The sequence below is a fragment of the Streptomyces sp. NPDC057638 genome (assembly GCF_042800315.1).
Lineage (GTDB): Bacteria > Actinomycetota > Actinomycetes > Streptomycetales > Streptomycetaceae > Streptomyces.
Genome location: NZ_JBHVHF010000187.1, coordinates 1 through 16,365, shown reverse-complemented (window position 1 = coordinate 16,365; position 16,365 = coordinate 1). Strand labels below are relative to the sequence as shown.

General features: G+C 72.8%; 13 protein-coding genes. 5 read left to right on the top strand and 8 right to left on the bottom strand.

All coding sequences use genetic code 11. The features are described from left to right. Positions 1-36 precede the first annotated feature (36 nt). The 7 genes from ACFVIM_RS23185 to ACFVIM_RS23155 all read right to left on the bottom strand — a co-directional run bounded on the left by ACFVIM_RS23185 (position 37) and on the right by ACFVIM_RS23155 (position 7,626). Positions 37-1,713 (bottom strand): AMP-binding protein, encoded by a 1,677-nt coding sequence (locus tag ACFVIM_RS23185; RefSeq protein ID WP_384304389.1) that lies wholly within the window; start codon positions 1,711-1,713, stop codon positions 37-39. Beyond that, entirely contained in the window at positions 1,710-2,423 is a 714-nt protein-coding gene (locus ACFVIM_RS23180) for a class I SAM-dependent methyltransferase (protein ID WP_384304386.1), read from the bottom strand. The genes ACFVIM_RS23185 and ACFVIM_RS23180 overlap by 4 nt, the downstream gene beginning before the upstream one ends. A gap of 120 nt (positions 2,424-2,543) precedes the next feature. Further along, on the bottom strand, positions 2,544-3,503 hold the full coding sequence (locus tag ACFVIM_RS23175) for a helix-turn-helix domain-containing protein (protein WP_384304382.1): 960 nt from the start codon (positions 3,501-3,503) through the stop codon (positions 2,544-2,546). Positions 3,504-4,123: 620 nt separating this feature from the next. Next, on the bottom strand, positions 4,124-4,792 hold the full coding sequence (locus ACFVIM_RS23170; protein ID WP_384304381.1) for a helix-turn-helix domain-containing protein: 669 nt from the start codon (positions 4,790-4,792) through the stop codon (positions 4,124-4,126). 118 nt (positions 4,793-4,910) lie between these two features. Next, the gene (locus tag ACFVIM_RS23165) at positions 4,911-5,975 is read right to left on the bottom strand and encodes an alcohol dehydrogenase catalytic domain-containing protein (RefSeq protein WP_384304378.1); all 1,065 of its coding nucleotides are present in this window, start codon (positions 5,973-5,975) and stop codon (positions 4,911-4,913) included. Positions 5,976-6,207: 232 nt separating this feature from the next. Continuing rightward, positions 6,208-7,071, bottom strand: coding sequence for a universal stress protein (locus ACFVIM_RS23160; RefSeq protein ID WP_384304376.1), 864 nt, complete (start codon positions 7,069-7,071; stop codon positions 6,208-6,210). Positions 7,072-7,341: 270 nt separating this feature from the next. Beyond that, positions 7,342-7,626: a DUF4190 domain-containing protein gene (locus ACFVIM_RS23155; RefSeq protein WP_384304373.1), complete on the bottom strand. Its 285-nt coding sequence runs from the start codon at positions 7,624-7,626 to the stop codon at positions 7,342-7,344. Positions 7,627-7,893: 267 nt separating this feature from the next. Here ACFVIM_RS23155 and ACFVIM_RS23150 point away from each other — a divergent pair, with 267 nt between their 5' ends. The 4 genes from ACFVIM_RS23150 to ACFVIM_RS23135 are packed head-to-tail and all read left to right on the top strand — an operon-like array spanning position 7,894 to position 13,199. After that, positions 7,894-8,973 carry a hypothetical protein gene (locus ACFVIM_RS23150; RefSeq protein ID WP_384304371.1) on the top strand — a complete coding sequence of 360 codons (1,080 nt, stop codon included), beginning with the start codon at positions 7,894-7,896 and terminating at the stop codon, positions 8,971-8,973. Next, positions 8,964-9,635, top strand: a complete 672-nt coding sequence (locus tag ACFVIM_RS23145; RefSeq protein ID WP_384304370.1) for a hypothetical protein — start codon at positions 8,964-8,966, stop codon at positions 9,633-9,635. The genes ACFVIM_RS23150 and ACFVIM_RS23145 overlap by 10 nt, the downstream gene beginning before the upstream one ends. A 6-nt stretch (positions 9,636-9,641) precedes the next feature. After that, positions 9,642-10,307 (top strand): RES family NAD+ phosphorylase, encoded by a 666-nt coding sequence (locus tag ACFVIM_RS23140; protein WP_384304367.1) that lies wholly within the window; start codon positions 9,642-9,644, stop codon positions 10,305-10,307. Positions 10,308-10,310: 3 nt separating this feature from the next. After that, positions 10,311-13,199, top strand: coding sequence for a CHAT domain-containing protein (locus tag ACFVIM_RS23135; RefSeq protein ID WP_384304364.1), 2,889 nt, complete (start codon positions 10,311-10,313; stop codon positions 13,197-13,199). Positions 13,200-13,215: 16 nt separating this feature from the next. Here the strand turns inward: ACFVIM_RS23135 and ACFVIM_RS23130 are convergent, their stop codons facing one another. Continuing rightward, positions 13,216-15,099: a caspase domain-containing protein gene (locus ACFVIM_RS23130; RefSeq protein ID WP_384304361.1), complete on the bottom strand. Its 1,884-nt coding sequence runs from the start codon at positions 15,097-15,099 to the stop codon at positions 13,216-13,218. Positions 15,100-15,405: 306 nt separating this feature from the next. Here ACFVIM_RS23130 and ACFVIM_RS23125 point away from each other — a divergent pair, with 306 nt between their 5' ends. Then, positions 15,406-16,347, top strand: coding sequence for a hypothetical protein (locus ACFVIM_RS23125; RefSeq protein WP_384304359.1), 942 nt, complete (start codon positions 15,406-15,408; stop codon positions 16,345-16,347). Positions 16,348-16,365 lie beyond the last annotated feature (18 nt).

The following is a 16,365-nucleotide window of genomic DNA, read 5'->3' as shown; positions in this document are numbered from 1 at the left end:
CCCCGGCACCACCCGGTGCGGTGTGCGCGTGGCCCCTCAGGGGCGTCGTGACGGCGCGGCGGGCTCGGTGGCGCGCGTGGCCTCGAACTGTTCGCGCAGCTGGGCCCGGCGGAGCTTGCCGATACCGGTCTTGGGGATATCCCGCTTGGTGACCGCGACGATATGCACGATGTCGACCCCGAACGCCTTCGTCACCCGGTCGCGGACCACGTCCTGGGCGGCGCGGGTGTCCGTCCCCTCGCGGGGGTGGAAGAAGACGGCCAGTTCCTCGGAGACGCCGTCCTCGCCGGTCACCAGGCTGGCCACGGTGTACGACGGCTCGACCACGTCCAGCTCCTCCACCTTGGCCTCGATCTCATGGCCGTGGTAGGTGACGTCGTCCAGCTGGATGACATCGTCCGCCCGCCCGGTCACCGTGAGGATGCCGTTCTGGATGTAGGCGAGGTCTCCGCACTTGAACCAGCCGTCGCTGGTGAACGACTGCCGGTTCTGCTCGTCGTTGCGGTAGTAGCCGCGGGTCACGGCGGCACCGGTGACCTGGAGCCGGCCGGTCTCCCCGGCGGGCACCAGTTCGTTGCGCTCGTCGACCACGCGCAGCGACGTCCCGGGCTGTGGACGCCCCACGGGTACGTACCGTTCGTCCCCGGCGTCGACCGCGGAGAACTCGCAGTCGGCCACCCCGGCGGAGGTCTCCGACATCCCCCAGCCCGGGTACATGGCGTCCGGCGGCAGCCCGAAGGCGCCGAGCAGTTCGAGGAAGCGGCGGACCACACCACTGCGGACGGCCTCACCGCCGTTCATGATGTACCGCAGGCAGCTGAGGTCCAGGGGCTGTCCCGCGAGCCGGTCCGCCTGGTCGTTGATGAGCCCGAAGGCGAAGTTGGGCGCCCAGGTGGTGTCGGAGCGGTGCCGGTCGATGCCGGTGATCCAGCGCGACGGATCGGCGAGCACCCACGCGAACCGGGCGTGCGCCTGGTGGCAGCCCAGATAGACATCGCGGGCGTGGAACATCACCAGACCGCCGACATGGTCCAGCGGCATCCAGTTGAAGCTGCGGGTCGCGCCGCTCAGCCGGTTCACCTGGACCGTGGCCGCCGTACGGCTCAGGACGTTGCGGTGGGTGAGCACCACGGCCTTGGGCACCCCGGTGCTGCCCGAGGTCAGGAGCAGCATGGCCGGGTCGTCGGGGGCGGCCTGGTGCCAGCCGCGGTCGGGCGGGTTGGCGAGCAGCTCCCGGGTGGTGCCGAGCCAGGCACCGCCCCAGCGGGGATCGGCGGTCATGGCGGGTACCACCTGCTGACCGGAGCCGGTGATGACGCTCGGGCGGTCATAGCCCTGCCAGACCCGGCGCAGCAACTCGGGTGCGGCCGCGCGCTGTTCGTCGGTGCCCCCGGCGTTGACCGGCATGGGCACGAAGCCGCCGAGGAGGCAGGCCCAGAAGGCGGCCAGCAGCTCGGGGTCGTCGCCCACCTGGAGGATGACGGTCTCACCGGGGACGGCGCCCGCCGCGCGGATACCGGTGAGGATCCGCGCCGCGTCGTCCAGCAGCCGCGCGTACGACCAGCCGGTCTCGCCGCCGTCGCCCGCGATGAACCGGATGCGCTCCTCGGTGCCGCCGGTGTCAGCCGCGCGGACCAGGGCCGCGCCGAGATGGCTCACGTCCGCCACGGGGGCGGGACCGCCGTGGAGGAAGGAGCAGTCGTCGTTCGTCATCGGTCGTTCGCCTCCCGCGCGGTCGCCACGATCACCAGGGGGCCACGTCCGTGGCCGGGGGCCGGTTCCTTGCGGAAGCCGCCGTACTCGGCGGTGATGGAGAGGCCGGCGTCGTCCAGGAGTCCGCGGACCTCCGGCCCGGTGAGGACCGCCTGGTCGAAGAAGTTGTCGTAGAGGGAGAGCGTGCCGTCCCCTTCGCGGACGAGCAGGGTCTCCTCATTTCGCCAGTTCCCCGCGTGCGGGATGATCGACTGGCGGGCGAGCCGGGTGATGAGCACTCCCTCGCCGCGATGGTGGGCCACGGTGTGCTGCTGGTAGCCCTCCACGAAGTTCAGCAGATGGCCGAACTCAAGAACGATCTGACCGCCGGGACGCACCAGGTCCCGCATCGTGCGAAGTACCGGCCGCAGTTCCGCCCGGGGCAGGTAGTTAAGGGTCATGAAGATGCTGTAGACCAGGTCGAACCGATGCTCGGAAGTGAAGTTCTCCGCCCGGTCGTACACATAGTCCACATTCTTGCCGCCGAGGTTCTGTGCATATTCGATGAAACGAGCGCTCTGGTCCACTCCCACGCAGGAGAAGCCGCGCGCCCCGAGTTCTCTGAGATTGGTTCCGGTTCCGCATCCCAGATCGAGAACACGTCCTCCCGAGGGTGTATGGCCGACCAGGAATTCGGTCTCCGCGGCGACGTTCCGGAAATCTTTGCGCATGATCTCGTAGTATTTTCCGGGGAATTCAAAGCTTGTCGAGCCTGTTGAGCTGGTCGGGATACTCAAGGTAGTGGCCTTCCCAAGACTGTTGAAAGCGGTCCGTGTCCTGAGGTGGGTGCATTATGAATTAAGGGGCGATGGTGCCTCCCGTCTCTTTCGGAACTCCCGGGGGGTGATGCCGTAGCGGTCCCGGAAGAGACGGCTGAAGTGGGAGGCCGCGTAGAAGCCCGACCGCTCGCCGATGGCCGCGATGGCAAGATGATCGAATCGAGGATCGGCCAGGTCGGAGCGGCTGCGAGCCAGTCTCTCGTCCCGGATCCAGCGGGCCGGGCTCGTATCGTGCTCGCGGAAGATCTTCTGTAGGTAACGCAGTGAGACGTTGTACTGGTGGGCCACGGTCAGCGGACAGAGGTCGGGGTCGGCCAGCCGCTCCCGTATAAACGCCTGGATGCTGGGCATCAGGGTGGGTCTGCTCAGGCCCAGTTCCTCGGCCATGGAGCGCAGCCGTTCGGTGCACAGCGCGGTGACCAGACCCGCCATGCTGCCACCCAGGAGTTCGATTCCCGTATTGACTTGATCGCCATGCTGTTCCAGACCCACGAGCAGGTCCGACAGTAATGCGCCCAGCCCCTGCGAGCCGCACCACATCCGTGCCGTGAGTAACTCCGTATCCCGAGCCGAGAGCCCCGTCAGGCGGCGGGGCAGCAGGAGGACCACCATGCGGAACCGCTCCGGCATGATGACCTTGTAAGGCCGGGAGCAGTCATAGGCGACGAGTTGCGCGCCACGCGCGGCGGCATGTCTTCCGTCTTGGAAGACATGCACTCTGCCGACCAGGGGGCGACAGACGCTGAGATATCCGTCTGTACTCTGCTGGAGCGTTCTGCTGGGTCGGATCAGCTCACGTGGTCCGCCCTCCAGGAAGAGGGCTCGCACTTCACCGAACCGATAACTCGCCGCGGTGCCACGAAGGTCTTCCTCGTGATCCCGGACGATTTGCACACAGCCATGGGGAGGAACGGCTGCTTTGAAATGGCCAACGTCTTCCTGAGCGGAACTCCGAATAACGACATGCGTCATCGACCAACCCCCCGTCTGCCGCGGAGTCAGGGACACTTCCTCGCAACGCGGACCGCATCCTTACGGCCCTCGCCCCCACATGACGTCGACGCCCCCTGCGTCCGTTACGCCGCGAGGATTGAAACACGCCTCGTTACTCGTCTTCTACAGACGAACAAGGGCCGGGGATCGGCGTCTTGAGACTCCCCGAAGCCGCCAAGGCCCTTCCTCACCCGGCGCCGTCTGCGTTTATGCATGCGGCCGCGACCTCATCGATGCGCACGATCTCTCCATCAATTGGGCGCAACTCGTTCATGGCGCGTGCGCGTTTGGGCAACCCGGCGGGCCCGTGCTCACCGAGGTTTTCGACCGGGCCCGGGATCTGCCCGGCGCGTGCTGACGCCCGGGCGGGGCCGGAGATGAGAAGCGCCGGTATCAAAAGCCCGGCCGGAGGGGGGGAGGTTTCCCGCGCGCCACGCTCGTACGGCGGTGCCGGATCAGCCGGCGTTCGGGGCCCGGTCGGGCGCGGCGTCCGGCGGTGGCGACCGGTGTCCCGGCCCTGGGGCGGCATCCGCTCCCCGGGCGCCCGGGTGGGCGGGGCGGCCCGGTTCCCACCGTAGGCGGTGTGCGCGGCGGGACCGTCAGGAGGGTCCCAGCTCGTTGACGATGCGCCGGCCCGTGATCCGCCGCGGGGTGATGGAGAGCCAGACCGTGCGGCTCTCGCCCGCCCACGCCAGCCCGGGTGCCCGTGCCTCCAGCTCCGCCACCCGCGCGGTGTCCGTGACGAAGTGACCCTGTCCCACCACGAGCACGCTCCAGCCCTGGCGGAAGGCGTCGTCGACGCGGTCCACCTCGAACGCGACGACCTGCTCCCCGGCCAGGGAGGGAGCGGCCCCCAGCGCGGTCCGGTAGGAGATCTCCCCGTCGAGGACGAGGTAGTTGACCGGCACCACCACCGGCCCGTCGGGGGTGACCACGGCGATCCGGCCGACACCGCCCCGGCCGAGCAGCGCGCGGCACTCGCTCTCGTCCAGGACCCGCAGTCCCGAACCGGCGGGGGCGGACCCCTGGCCCGGCGGCTCGTTGACCGTCTGTCCGGTCAGCTCGCCGACGGTGGTCCCGAGCGCGTCGGCGAGCCGGATCACGACCCCGGAACCGGGTGCGTCGCCCCGCTCCTCGATGTACTCGATATAGCCCGGCGCGGCTCCGCTGCGCTCGGCCACCTCCTCCCGGCTGAGGCCCATCTCCTTGCGGCGCGCGGACAGCCGTCTGCCGAAGTCACCTCGGTGCCGGGGTGCCGCACCCTCCATCACGCGTCTCCTCACATCGGTCGTCGGCCGGGCCTTCGCCCGGGCCGTGCGTCGCGCCGTGCGCCGGGTCCCGGTCGCGCTCTGCGTCTCGGTTCCGCTCCGGGTCGGTACGGCGGGGTCAGACCGGTACGACGGTGTCGTGCGGGACATCCCCGAGTACCACCTTCAGCGCGCCCGTACTCGCGGCGCGCGCGAACACGTCGTACGCCTCCTCCATCCGGTCCAGCTCGAAGCGGTGGGTGACCAGGGAGGAGGACGAGATGGTGCCGTCGGCGAGCAGGCTCAGCAGCAGGTCGGTGGAGAAGGAGTCGACGAGTCCGGTCGTGATCGTGACGTCCTTGATCCACAGGTCTTCCAGATGCAGGGTCGCGGGGCGGCCGTGCACCCCCACGTTGGCGACCCGGCCGCCGGGGCGCACCACGCGCGCGCAGAGTTCGAAGGTCTCCGGCAACCCGACCGCCTCGACGGCGACATCGGCGCCGAGGTCCCCGGTGAGGTCGGCGATGAGCTGCTCAGGCCCCTCGTTGCCGTTGACGGTCACGTGCGCGCCCACCGCGCGCGCCGCCGCCAGCCGGGGCTCCGCCACGTCGACGGCGATGATCTGGCCGGGGGAGTAGAGCCCGGCCGTGGCGATCGTGGCCAGCCCGATCGGTCCGGCGCCCACCACGGCGACGGTGTCACCGGGCCGCACCCGGCCGTTGAGCACACCGACCTCGTAGGCGGTGGGGAAGATGTCGGCCAGCAGGACGGCCTCGGCGTCCGCCACCGGGCCGGGCAGCGGATGCAGGGAGAGATCGGCGAAGGGGACCCGGACATACTCGGCCTGGGTGCCGTCGATCAGATGTCCGAGGACCCAGCCACCGCCGCCCTGGCAGAGGCCGTAGCGGCGCTCCCGGCAGAACCGGCACCGTCCGCAGGGGCTGATACAGGAGACCAGGACCCGGTCGCCTGGCCGGACCGCGCTGACCTGGGGGCCGGTCTCCATGACCTCGCCGACGGCCTCGTGCCCGAGTACCGTGCCGGGGGTTACCTCGGGTACGTCCCCGTTGACGATATGCAGGTCCGTCCCGCAGATGGTCACGGCGTCCACGCGTACGACGGCGTCCGCCGGATCCCGCAGCCCCGGATCCGGCACCTCACGCCAGGCGGTCCGTCCCGGACCGTCGAAGACAAGGGCCTTCATGGCTGCCTCGCTCCCTCTCGCCTGTGCCTGCGGCTCTGCCTCGTGGCTGTCCCACCAGCGTGACACGGTCACCCCGGTGCCGCCCGTGGGCCGGATGGGCCAGCCCTCCGTACCGAACGGGACCCTCCGGCCGCACCTGGTGCGGGACGCCGCCGCGGTCCGGGCCGCCGGACCGGACGCGGGCCGTCCGGATCCGGCCGGATCCTCCCGGTCCGCGCGAACCGTCCGCGCCTCAGCGGTACGACACCACGGCGACGGGGATGGGGACATGGTGCAGCGCCCCGTACGTGATGGACCCCGCGCGAGCACCGACCGGAAGCCGCCTGGTCCGGTGCCCCACCACCAGCAGGGCCCCGCCGTCCGACGCGTCCGTCAGCGCGTCGACGGCCCGCCCCGCCACGGTCTCCTCATGCACCGGCACCGCCGGATACCGCTCGCGCCAGGGCCGCACCAGATCGGCCAGCCGCGCCGCCTCCCGCTGGTCATGGCCACTGGTCAGGGAGTCATCCGAGACCAGCCCATAGCCGAAGTAGCCGGGCACCCGCCAGGCGTGGACGGCGCGCACCGGACAGCCGCGCCGGTCGGCGGCCTCGAACGCGAACCCCAGTGGCGCGTCGGCACCGTCCGACACCCCCACCACGACCGGGCCGTCCGGCACGGGCTCCCGGCCGCCCGATCCCGCGGAGCGCACGAAGACCAGGGGTGTTCCCGCGACCTCACCGAGGAGCAGATGCCCGATGGAGCCCACCAGATACCCGGCCATCCCGCTCAGCCCCTCGGAGCCCAGCACCAGCAGCGCCGATCCCTCGGCCGCGGCCGACAGCACCTCCCCGGCCCGCCCGTCGGTCTGCTCCACGGTCAGCTCCAGCGAGGGGTGAGCGCGCCGCACCCGTTCCCCGGTCTCCCGGGGAACGCGGCGCGCCCAGTGCTCCAGCGCCTCCCGTGCCTCCGGCGCCTCGGGCAGCGGATACGGCATCTGCCAGGCGTTGACGACCCTCAGCGGCAGCCCCCGCAGCTCCGCCTCCCGGGCGGCCCAGTCCACCGCGGCGAGACTCTGCGGGGATCCGTCGACACCGACGGTGACGGTCAGGGGCACGGCAGTCACCTCCGGGAGCGCTGTACCGCACGCGGCCTTCTCTCCAGCATGGGGCGAGGGGCCGGGAACCGCGAGGTACGGGGGGCGGGTGAGCCGTCAGGTGCGCGGTGGTGAGGGCCGCGGACCCGGGCGCGCGCTCATCACCCAGGTCCGCCCGCCGGGCCTGCCGCCCGCCGGGCCTGCCGCCCGCCGGGCCTGCCGCCCGCCGGGCGTGTCCCGTTCTCCGATCCTGTCCTGTTCTCCGATCCCGCCCTGTCCGACGCGCCTCCGTCAGCTCCGCGCGGTCAACAACACCGCGTACAGCGCCAGAACCACGGCACCGAGGACGATGCCCGCCTTCGCCAGCGCGATGCCGCGCCGCTCCCCGCGGCCCCGAGCGCCGAAGGGCCGCGCGGACAACAGCGCCAGATAGCCCGTGAGGATCGCGAGCGGCCCCAGCAGCAGGCTCAGGACGAAGAACCCCAGCGCGCCACAGCCCAGGCTGAACACCGCGAGGCCCTGGGCGAGGGCGGGGGAGTGGGTACCGGTCCGGTGCGCTCTCATGGCGGCGTACACGGTCTGGCTCCTTCCGTCGGCTCATGTCCTTGTGTCACCGCGGCTACCCCCGGCCTGGCACTCCACACGGGGAACCGGCGCCGGGCGGCGCGACCACGGAACGACCCGGGCCCGACCAGGGCCCGCCCCGCCGTGGGCTCCTGACGCCACTAGGGTGCCCCGTACCGGGTTTTCGGCTTGTGACCCGTTCCCCGGGTGCCCGATCATGGCCCCATGTCGCCGGGTGCCCCGCAGTTCGCTGTCACGTCGATCCTCCGGGAGGTGAAAATGGTGCGCGCGGAAGGGGTGGTCCGCATCCGCGATCTCGACCTCCCCACCCTGCGCCGGGCCGCCGCGCTCGTCTCCCGCGACATCACCGACGCCTGGCCCGTCGAGGTCGAGAACCTGCTGCGGGAGGCGGTCTCCCGGCTCGGCGGCGGCCACCTCCAGACGGCGGCGGCCTACTCCCTCGGACTCGCCCCCGGTATGCGGGACATGGCGGCCGGTGACCGCCGCCGACGCGCCGCGAAGGTCTACGACCTCAGCGTCGAGCGCTTCCGCAAGAGTCAGGAGGAGATGATCCTCGGGCAGGTCGCCGAACAGGTCTGCTGGCTGACCGAGACCTGGGTCCACGGCGCCTCGGGCTCCGGGACCCCGCTGCTCTCCCCGCACCTTCAGCACCAGGCGCTGCGGCTCGGGGCGCTGTCGGTGACGCTCCACCTGCACCCGGTCGAACTGCTGCGGGACATCGACGTGATCGTCTCTCCCAGCAACACCCATCTCGGTCTCCCGGAGATGTACAAGGCGTCCGTGGCGGCGTCGCTGCGCCGGGCCGCCGCGGGCCGCGACGCCACGGGCCACGCGGTCGACGACCCCGTATACGACGCCCTCCTCGGCTGGCGCCGGGAGAACGGCGCGCTCGGCCGTCCCGTACAGCCCGGAACCATCGCCCCGACGGGATCCGGGGCGCTCGCGGCCCGGGGGGTGCGCCGGATCTACCACGCGGCCGTCGCGGTGCCACGGCCCGGGACCAGCGACTACGACGTCAATCCCCAGGACGTCGTCACGGCGGTCGGCGCGGCGCTGGCGCTGATGGACCGGGAGCGGGGGGAGTTCACCCCGCCGCTGCGCTCGATCTGCTTCCCGCTGCTCGGCTCCGGCCGGGGCGGGCTGTCCACCCACGCCAGCGTGAGCGCCCTGTGGACCGCGCTGGCGGCGGGCGCGGGCGCGGAGCCCGCGGTCCACCTCGTCGTACGGCGGGCACGTCAGGCGGATGTGGTCCGCGAGGCACTCGGCGGCGGTCACGGCCAGCCGCCCGGCATGACAGCGTTACCCGAACAGGTACAGAGAGGTCTTCGGTGCGGGTGAATCCCTTCATGGTGCTGGCCGCGTTCGCGGCCGACTGGAACAGACTGGCGCCCACGCTCGGCCCCGGCGCCCGCGACGCGCTCCGGGACGGACTCACCCGGCTCAGGCAGCTGAACACGGACGAGGCGGCGGTCACGGACCGGGAGTCGGCCGCCGACCGCGCGGTACGGGAGGTCCTCGGCTCGCTCCCGGCGGGCGAGGCCGAGCGGCTCCGCCGCGAGGGCGCGTCGGCCCGGTTCGTCAGCGCGCCCGCGCCGACGGACCCGCTCCACCAGGGGTACAGCGCCTTCGACCTGTGCATGCTGGTGCTCGACGGCAATCCGATGGTCGGCCCCGACCTCGGCCCCATCCGGGACCGGCTCCTCGCCGAGCCCGCCCTGGCCTGGCACGCGGGGGCCGATCCGCTGCTGATCGCCCTCACCGACCGGGACGGGCGGCGCTCCCTGCCGCTGTTCCAGTTCGAGGCGGGCACCATGCCCTGGCGGGTGGTCCTCGATGTCAACACCCTCCTCGGCGCCGACCGCGACCCCTGGGGAGCGGCCGACTGGTGGCTGTCGCGCACCACGTGGTGGGAGGGGACACCGGCCGCCCTCCTCGGCCGTGGCCGGGACGCGGAACTGCGGGGCGCCGCCGAGGCGCTCGTCGCCCTGGACGGGGAGTGAGACACGATGGGTAAACAACCGCCTCCCGCCAGCCTGCCGGACGAGCCGTCCCGTGCCGTACTCCGCGCCGGGACCCCGGTCTACCGGGTCCACGGCAGCGGCCGCGAGCCCACCGCGTACAACACCCGGCTGACCCACCCCTTCTACTACGGTGGACGGTTCGACAGCACTCCGTACGACACGTACGGCTATGTCTACATCGGCTTCAGCGCCGGTGCCGCCCTCTGCGAGGTGCTGCTGCGCTCCCTGCCGTACGAGAGCGACGGGCGGCGGCTCCTGCCGCGCGCCGCGTTCGAGCGCCGCAGCCTCACCTTCCTGCGGTTGACCGAGGACGTCCCCGTGGTGTCGCTGATGTCCGGCACCGATCTCGCGGCGGTCGCCCAGGACACCTGGCTGGTGCACGCCGAAGGCATGGACTACCCCCAGACCCGTGACTGGGGCCACTGGATCCGCCGCTCCACCCAAGGCTGGGCCCAGGGGTTCGTCTGGCCGTCGAAGCGCGAACCGGCCGACCGGGTCGCCGTCCTCTTCGATGACCGGGGCGGACCCGGCGCCCTCGAAGCGGCGGGCCCGGCCTCCGTGGACTTCGGCACCCCGGAGGGCGAGGAGTGGCTCAACGCCGCGCTCGCGCCGTACCGGACCCGTACCGCGCCGCGCGCCGGGGGGTGGTGACCGGTGAGGCAGCCGTACGACCTCCAGGCCCTCATGTACGAACTGGGACAGTCGGCCCAGCAGGGACTGACCGACATCGACGACACCCAACGGGTGACCGCCCTGGTCCTCGACCGGCTCGGCTGCGCCAGCGGGGGCGAGGCGTTCGAACGGCTCTACGCGGACTGGCGGCTGCTGGAGCGGGGCACGGTGATGTCCGGACTGCGGGCCGGGCAGATCCTCTCCATGCTGCCGATGCTCCGCTTCAGCGAGGTCATCAGCGACCCGGTACGGGAGGAGGAACTGCGTGAGGAGGCCCGGCTGCACGGGCCGTCCGACCAGCGCTGGCAGACCGGCGTGACGTTCATGGGCGCCACGTCGGGGATGCAGCACCTGGACGATCCCGCGGAGATGGAGGCGGCGCTCCACCGGATCGAGGAGGCGCTCGCGCGGACGCCCCCGGGTACCCAGGAGACCGCCGTCCTGGAACTCCAGCACGCCGCGCTCCGGCTCCACCTCGCCCAGCTCACCGGCGGCGAGGACGACTACGACTCCGCCGTCGAGGATCTCGCCCGGGTCAGCGCGCTGCCGTTCTGGGATGACTCCCAGCGCGCCCCCCTCGACGCCCAACTGGCCATGTTCCGCTCCCACCAGGCCATCCGGCGTCAGGACGAGCCCGCGCTCACCGAGCAGATCCATGTCATGGAGGCCGCCATCGGCGCGCTCTCCCCCCAGCACATGGACCGGCTCGGACTCCAGTCCCAACTGGACATCGCCCGCTCCCAGCTGGACATCCTGAGCGCACGTCGCACCGGCGAGTGGATCCCCGAGAACGGCGGCGGGACGCCGCTGACGGCCGACGCGATACGGCGGGAGATCGCCGGAATGCCGCGTGAGGCACGGATCGGGCGGCTGGTGGAGTCGGGGATCCTGCTCGGCGGCCGGGCTCAGATGGCCCGGGACTACCCGGGCGCGCTCGGCGCCCTGGGACTGCTGGAGGAGGCCCTGGAGGAACTGGAACCCGATGACGAGCGCTGGCTGCGCGCTGCCTTCACCCTCGGGATGAGCCATATGGGCCTGGCCGTGTTCTCCCTCGCCCCCCGCCAGGACCGCCACGCCCATCTCGACCAGGGCATCGCCTGGATGCGACGGACCAGGCGGCTGGCCCGGGGCCCCGAGCATCCGCTGTGGGGGAACATGACCAAGGCGCTGGCCGACGCCTACCGGGTCCGGGGCGATGTCTCCCACCTCGTCAATCCCCGGGCGAAGGGCCTCAACCACGCCGAGGCGCGACGGCTGGGTCTGGAGGCACTGACGGCGTCCGCGTGGACGGTGCTGCTCCAGTCCGGTACCGCCCATGCCGCCGAGACCGCTCGCTATGCCAGCGAGCGGGCCCTGGAGGTGGCCCGCTGGTGTCTGGCGGACGGTGTGCCCGCCGACGCGGTACGGGCGCTGGACGCCGGGCGCGGACTGACCCTGCACGCGGCGACGGTCGCCACCACCGTGCCCGAGCTGCTGCGCTCCCTGGGCCAGCCCGAGCTCGCCGAGGAGTGGCGGGCGGCCGGGGGCTCGGCCACCGTGGCCGAACCGCGCCCCGACGCGGTACCGGGCCCGGTCGCCGGGCCCGGCAGCAGGCTGCGCCGCCGGGTGCTCCAGACCCTCGCCGCCTCACCCCTGAAGCGACGGCTGTTCAACCCCCCGGCGACCGGGGAGATCGGCGCCGCGCTGACCGCTCTGGGCGCGACCGCGTTCGTCTACCTCCTGCCCGCCGACGACGAGGACCCCCCGGTGCGGGACCGGATGCTCTTCGGGCGTCGCGCGGCACCGGGGACGGCCCTGATCGTCACCGCCGACGGCGCGGCCCGGACGCTGGAACTGCCCGAACTCTCCGTCACCGCGCCCCCGCTGGCGCGGTACCGGGCCCAGGGCGCCCCCGGGCGCGACGCGGGCGGCCCGCTCACCGACACCACCCTCCCCCCGCCGCGGCCGTCCGTCCGGACCGACGCGAGCGCCGCCGCCCTCGACCAGCTCGGTGACTGGGCCGGTACGGTCGCGATGCGGCCCCTGCTGAAGGAGCTGACACCCGGCAGCGGCACGGCACCCACCCTCATCCTCGTCCCCATGGCGGAACTGGGTCTGGTGCCCTGGCACGCCGCCCGGCTGCGACGGCGCGGCGGCCAGGGCGTGTACGCCTGCCAGAAGGCCGATGTGTCCTATCTCCCCTCCGCCCGTCTGCTCTGCGAGATCGCCGCCCGGCCCGCCACCCCGGTCCGCCGCTCCCCCGACCCCCTCATCATCGGCAACCCCACCCGCGACCTCCACCACGCCGGAGAGGAGGCCGAGGCCATCCACCGCGACTTCCACCCCCACGGCCAGCTCCTCGGCCCCGGCACCGCCACCCCCGCCGCCGTCACCGCCTGGCTGCGCACCCAGCACGGCGGACTGCTCCACCTCGCCTGTCACGGCGTCGTCAGCCAGGGCCAGCGCCACAGCTCCTATCTGGCGCTCTCGGGCGGCCGGCTCTCCGCCGAGGAACTCACCGAAGGCGAGGACCGGTTCCACCACCTCGAACTCGTGATCCTCGCCGCCTGCCGCACCCATGTCTCCGGACACGGCCACGACGAGGCGTACAGCCTCGCCACCGCCTTCCTCGTCGCGGGCGCCCGCTCCGTCATCGGCTCCCTGTGGCCCGTCCCCGACGACGCCACCTCCCTGCTGATGTACATGACCCACCACTACCTGAGCCACGGCCGCCACACCCCGGGCGCGGCCCTGCGTCACGCCCAGCTCTGGATGCTGGACGACCACCGCGAGCCGCCGCCCGGGATGCCCCGCCACCTCCAGCGGCGGGTACGGGACATCCGCGGCGACGACCTGACCGCCTGGGCGGGCTTCACCCATCTCGGCTGGTGAGCCGCCGCCGCGCCGCTCAGACCACCTCCGTGTGCAGCAGCACCTGGGCCGTGCCCCAGCGGCCCGGCTCCGGCGCGGGCCCACCGGCGTCACGGCCGTCGGTGGGAGCGGTGAACCGCAGCACTCCGCCGGTACCCGTGGCGCCCCCGCCACGGGACCCGGCGGGCGCGTGCGGGGACCAGGCCGGGAGCCGGAAGGGCGCCAGGTTCAGCTCGTTCTCGGCCACGATGACCTTCAGCCAGTCCCGGGTGAAGGCCCCGCGCACCTGCGGACGGTCCTTCGGCAGGGTGAGCCAGACCGGTTCGCCGCCCCGCGCCGCACCCGCCCGCCCGGCCCCGACGAACTCGCCGTCGAACAGATGCGGCGAGGAGCCGTAGCCATCGGTGAGGTTCAGGAGCACACACCACAGGTCACGCCCCGAGTCGTTGTGGACGCTCACCATCACCTGAGGGGGCCTGCCATCGGGGGTGTAGGAACAGATGGTCTCCCCCTCCGCCGTGTGCCGGATCCGCCCCACCGGGGTCTCCCGGACGGTGACGCGCACCAGCGACGACAGCCAGGGGTCCGGGTTGACCAGGTCCCGGATGTGCTGCCAGCGCGCGATATGCGTCAGACAGTCGGTCACCCGCCGGACGTCCTCGGGCGTCCGCAGCGGCAGCGGCGGCACCGGCTGCCCGCCGCCCCCGGACACCTGGGCGTACCCGCCGTACACGGCGACCTGGAGCGGGGGCCCGTCCCCGTCGGTCGTCAGCAGCGGTTCACCGGCCACGGCCCGGGTGAGCAGCGACACGGCGGGCTCGTCCCCGCTGAGGGCGACCAGAACGGGCGGGAAGGCCAGCGCCGACGGGGCCACCTCGTGGACCGCGCTCCCGCCGGGCGCCCCCGGATCCCAGCCGACCGGCTCCACCAGCGCCGTCTCCGCCCGCAGGGTGTGGACGCTGACCACGCGCGGGGCGGGCCGCGCATCGGCACGCGCGCCCATGTCCCGCGCCGTACCCTCCCGTACGGCCTCCTCGCGCACCGTGAACTCGGCGCCGACCGTACGCAGCCCATGGGCGCGGCCGCAGTTGACCTCCCAGCCCGCCGTGGTGTGCCGCAGCAGGAAGGGCGAGGCGGCCGTGGAGTCACCGCGCAGGAAGCGGCCGTCCTCCGGGCCGCGCAGCTCAGGGTGCTGATAGGGCATCAGGCCGCTGACGCGCTCCTCGACGAGCGCGTGCACCGACCCGTAGGTGGCGGTGGGGCCCAGCCGGCCGAGGGTGGCGAGCACCGCGTGGCTGAAGCAGCCGCGTACCTCTCCGTACACCTCGGTCTCGAACGCGCGCTCCTGGGGACGGCAGGCGGCGAGGAGGACATGGTGGGGCGGGGTGGGTCCCGCGCCGCCGCCGTCGCGGGAACCGTGCGCCGCCTCCGTACCCCACCAGGGCCGCCAGCGCACTCCGCGCGCGGTGGCACCGGGCGCGGTGTCACGGGTCGCGCCGCCCGCGTGGCAGCAGTCGAGGACGGCGACGACATGGGTGCCGCGCGCCGCGATCCGGTCGAGCAGGGCGCCGAGTTCGGTGTCCCGTAACAGCGGCTGGCCACCGGCGCGCAGGCTGTCATGGCAGACAAGGGCCTGGGACCGCCCGGTCGACGCGCGCGGATCGTCGGTCTCCTCCTCGCTGCCGTGCCCGCTGAACCACAGCAGGGCGGTGTCCCCGGGACCGCCCTGGGCCAGGTGCTCCTCGATGCCCGCGCGGACGGCCGCCCGGGTGGCGTCGGCGTCGTACAGCCGCCGGGACCGGACGGGCGTACCGGTGCGGCCGAGCCACTCCTCGGCCGCCCGGACGTCGTTGACACAGCCGCGCAGTGGCTGGCCGGGATAGTCGTCGATGCCCACGAACAGGGCGTACACGGTGTGCATGACGGCGATTCTGGCAGGGCGCGGTGATCGGTGCTGGTCGGAGCCTGGTCGGGACCCGGTCGGGTGTCGGGCGGGATCCGGGAATACCCAACGCGTCGGCCCGCGGACCGGGTTGACTGGACGCACCGACCCGACCCACTCAGGAAGGACATGTGCGTGAGCAACGGGGGACACCGTCCGTATCCGCCGCCCGGGCCACCGAACGGCGGACCGGATCCGCGGCCAGGTCCGTACGGGCCGTACGCGCCACAGCCCGGCCCCTACGGGCCGCCCGCACCGCCACCGGCCGGACCGTACGGCCCCTATGTGCCCAACCCCGGACCGTATGGGCCGCCGGTGCCGCCACCGCCCCCCGGGCCGCCGCCCCACCGCTCCCGCTGGCAGCGGCTGCGTGAGGACGACTGGCCGCCGCTGCGCGTGGTGCTGCGGGGTGGACGGCAGCGGATGAACGGCTGCGGGTGGGCGCTGCTGCTGGTGCCCTGCACCTGGTACCTGGTCGTTCCGATGATGGTGTGCTACGTGATGGCGCGCACCGCGCGCGGCAGGGCACGGCGGGTCTTCCCGCCGTACGGGCATCGGCGGATCACGGACCCCGAGGTGATGCGGGTGCAGCGGATCCGCGCCTGGACCGCCGGGGTGTCGTCGATCCTGCTCCTCGCCCTGTACGGAGGCCCCGGCGCCTTCCAGGAGGCACAGGACCAGTACTGGCAGCGGCTGCTGATCACGCCATGGCTGCTGCTGCTCACGGCGCCCGTGGTGATCGCCGTGGTGTTCCGGATGGCCTCGCCCGAGGCCAAGGCGGCGATGCGGGCACCGCTGCGCCGGGCCGGGCGGTCCGCGGCGACCTACTTCGGCGCGGTCATCGCGCTGCCGCCGCTGACGGTGGGCATGGTGTGGGCCCTCTCGGAGGCGGAGAACAGCGTCGACAGCCCGTTCCTGTTCGCACCGCTCACCCTGGCCCTGCTGACTCCGACGCTCTGGCTGCTCTGCTTCGTGGCGTTCGCCTCGGCCCCCGCCGTCCAGGGCGCCTTCAACGCGGCCGAGGCGCACGCGGCGCTGCCCGCGCTGCTCACCGCCGTTCTGGTGTGGGAACTCACCCTCGTCGGTCTGGTGACGGGCGGGCTGCCGCCGGGGCCACCGCTGCTGCAAGCGGCCGCCCTGGTGGGTGGGCCGCTCTCGGTGACGGCGGTCGCGTGGTGGGAGATCGACCGGCTCCGTACCCGTCATGGGGTGCGGCTGCGCGGCTGATGACCGGGGGAACGGGGG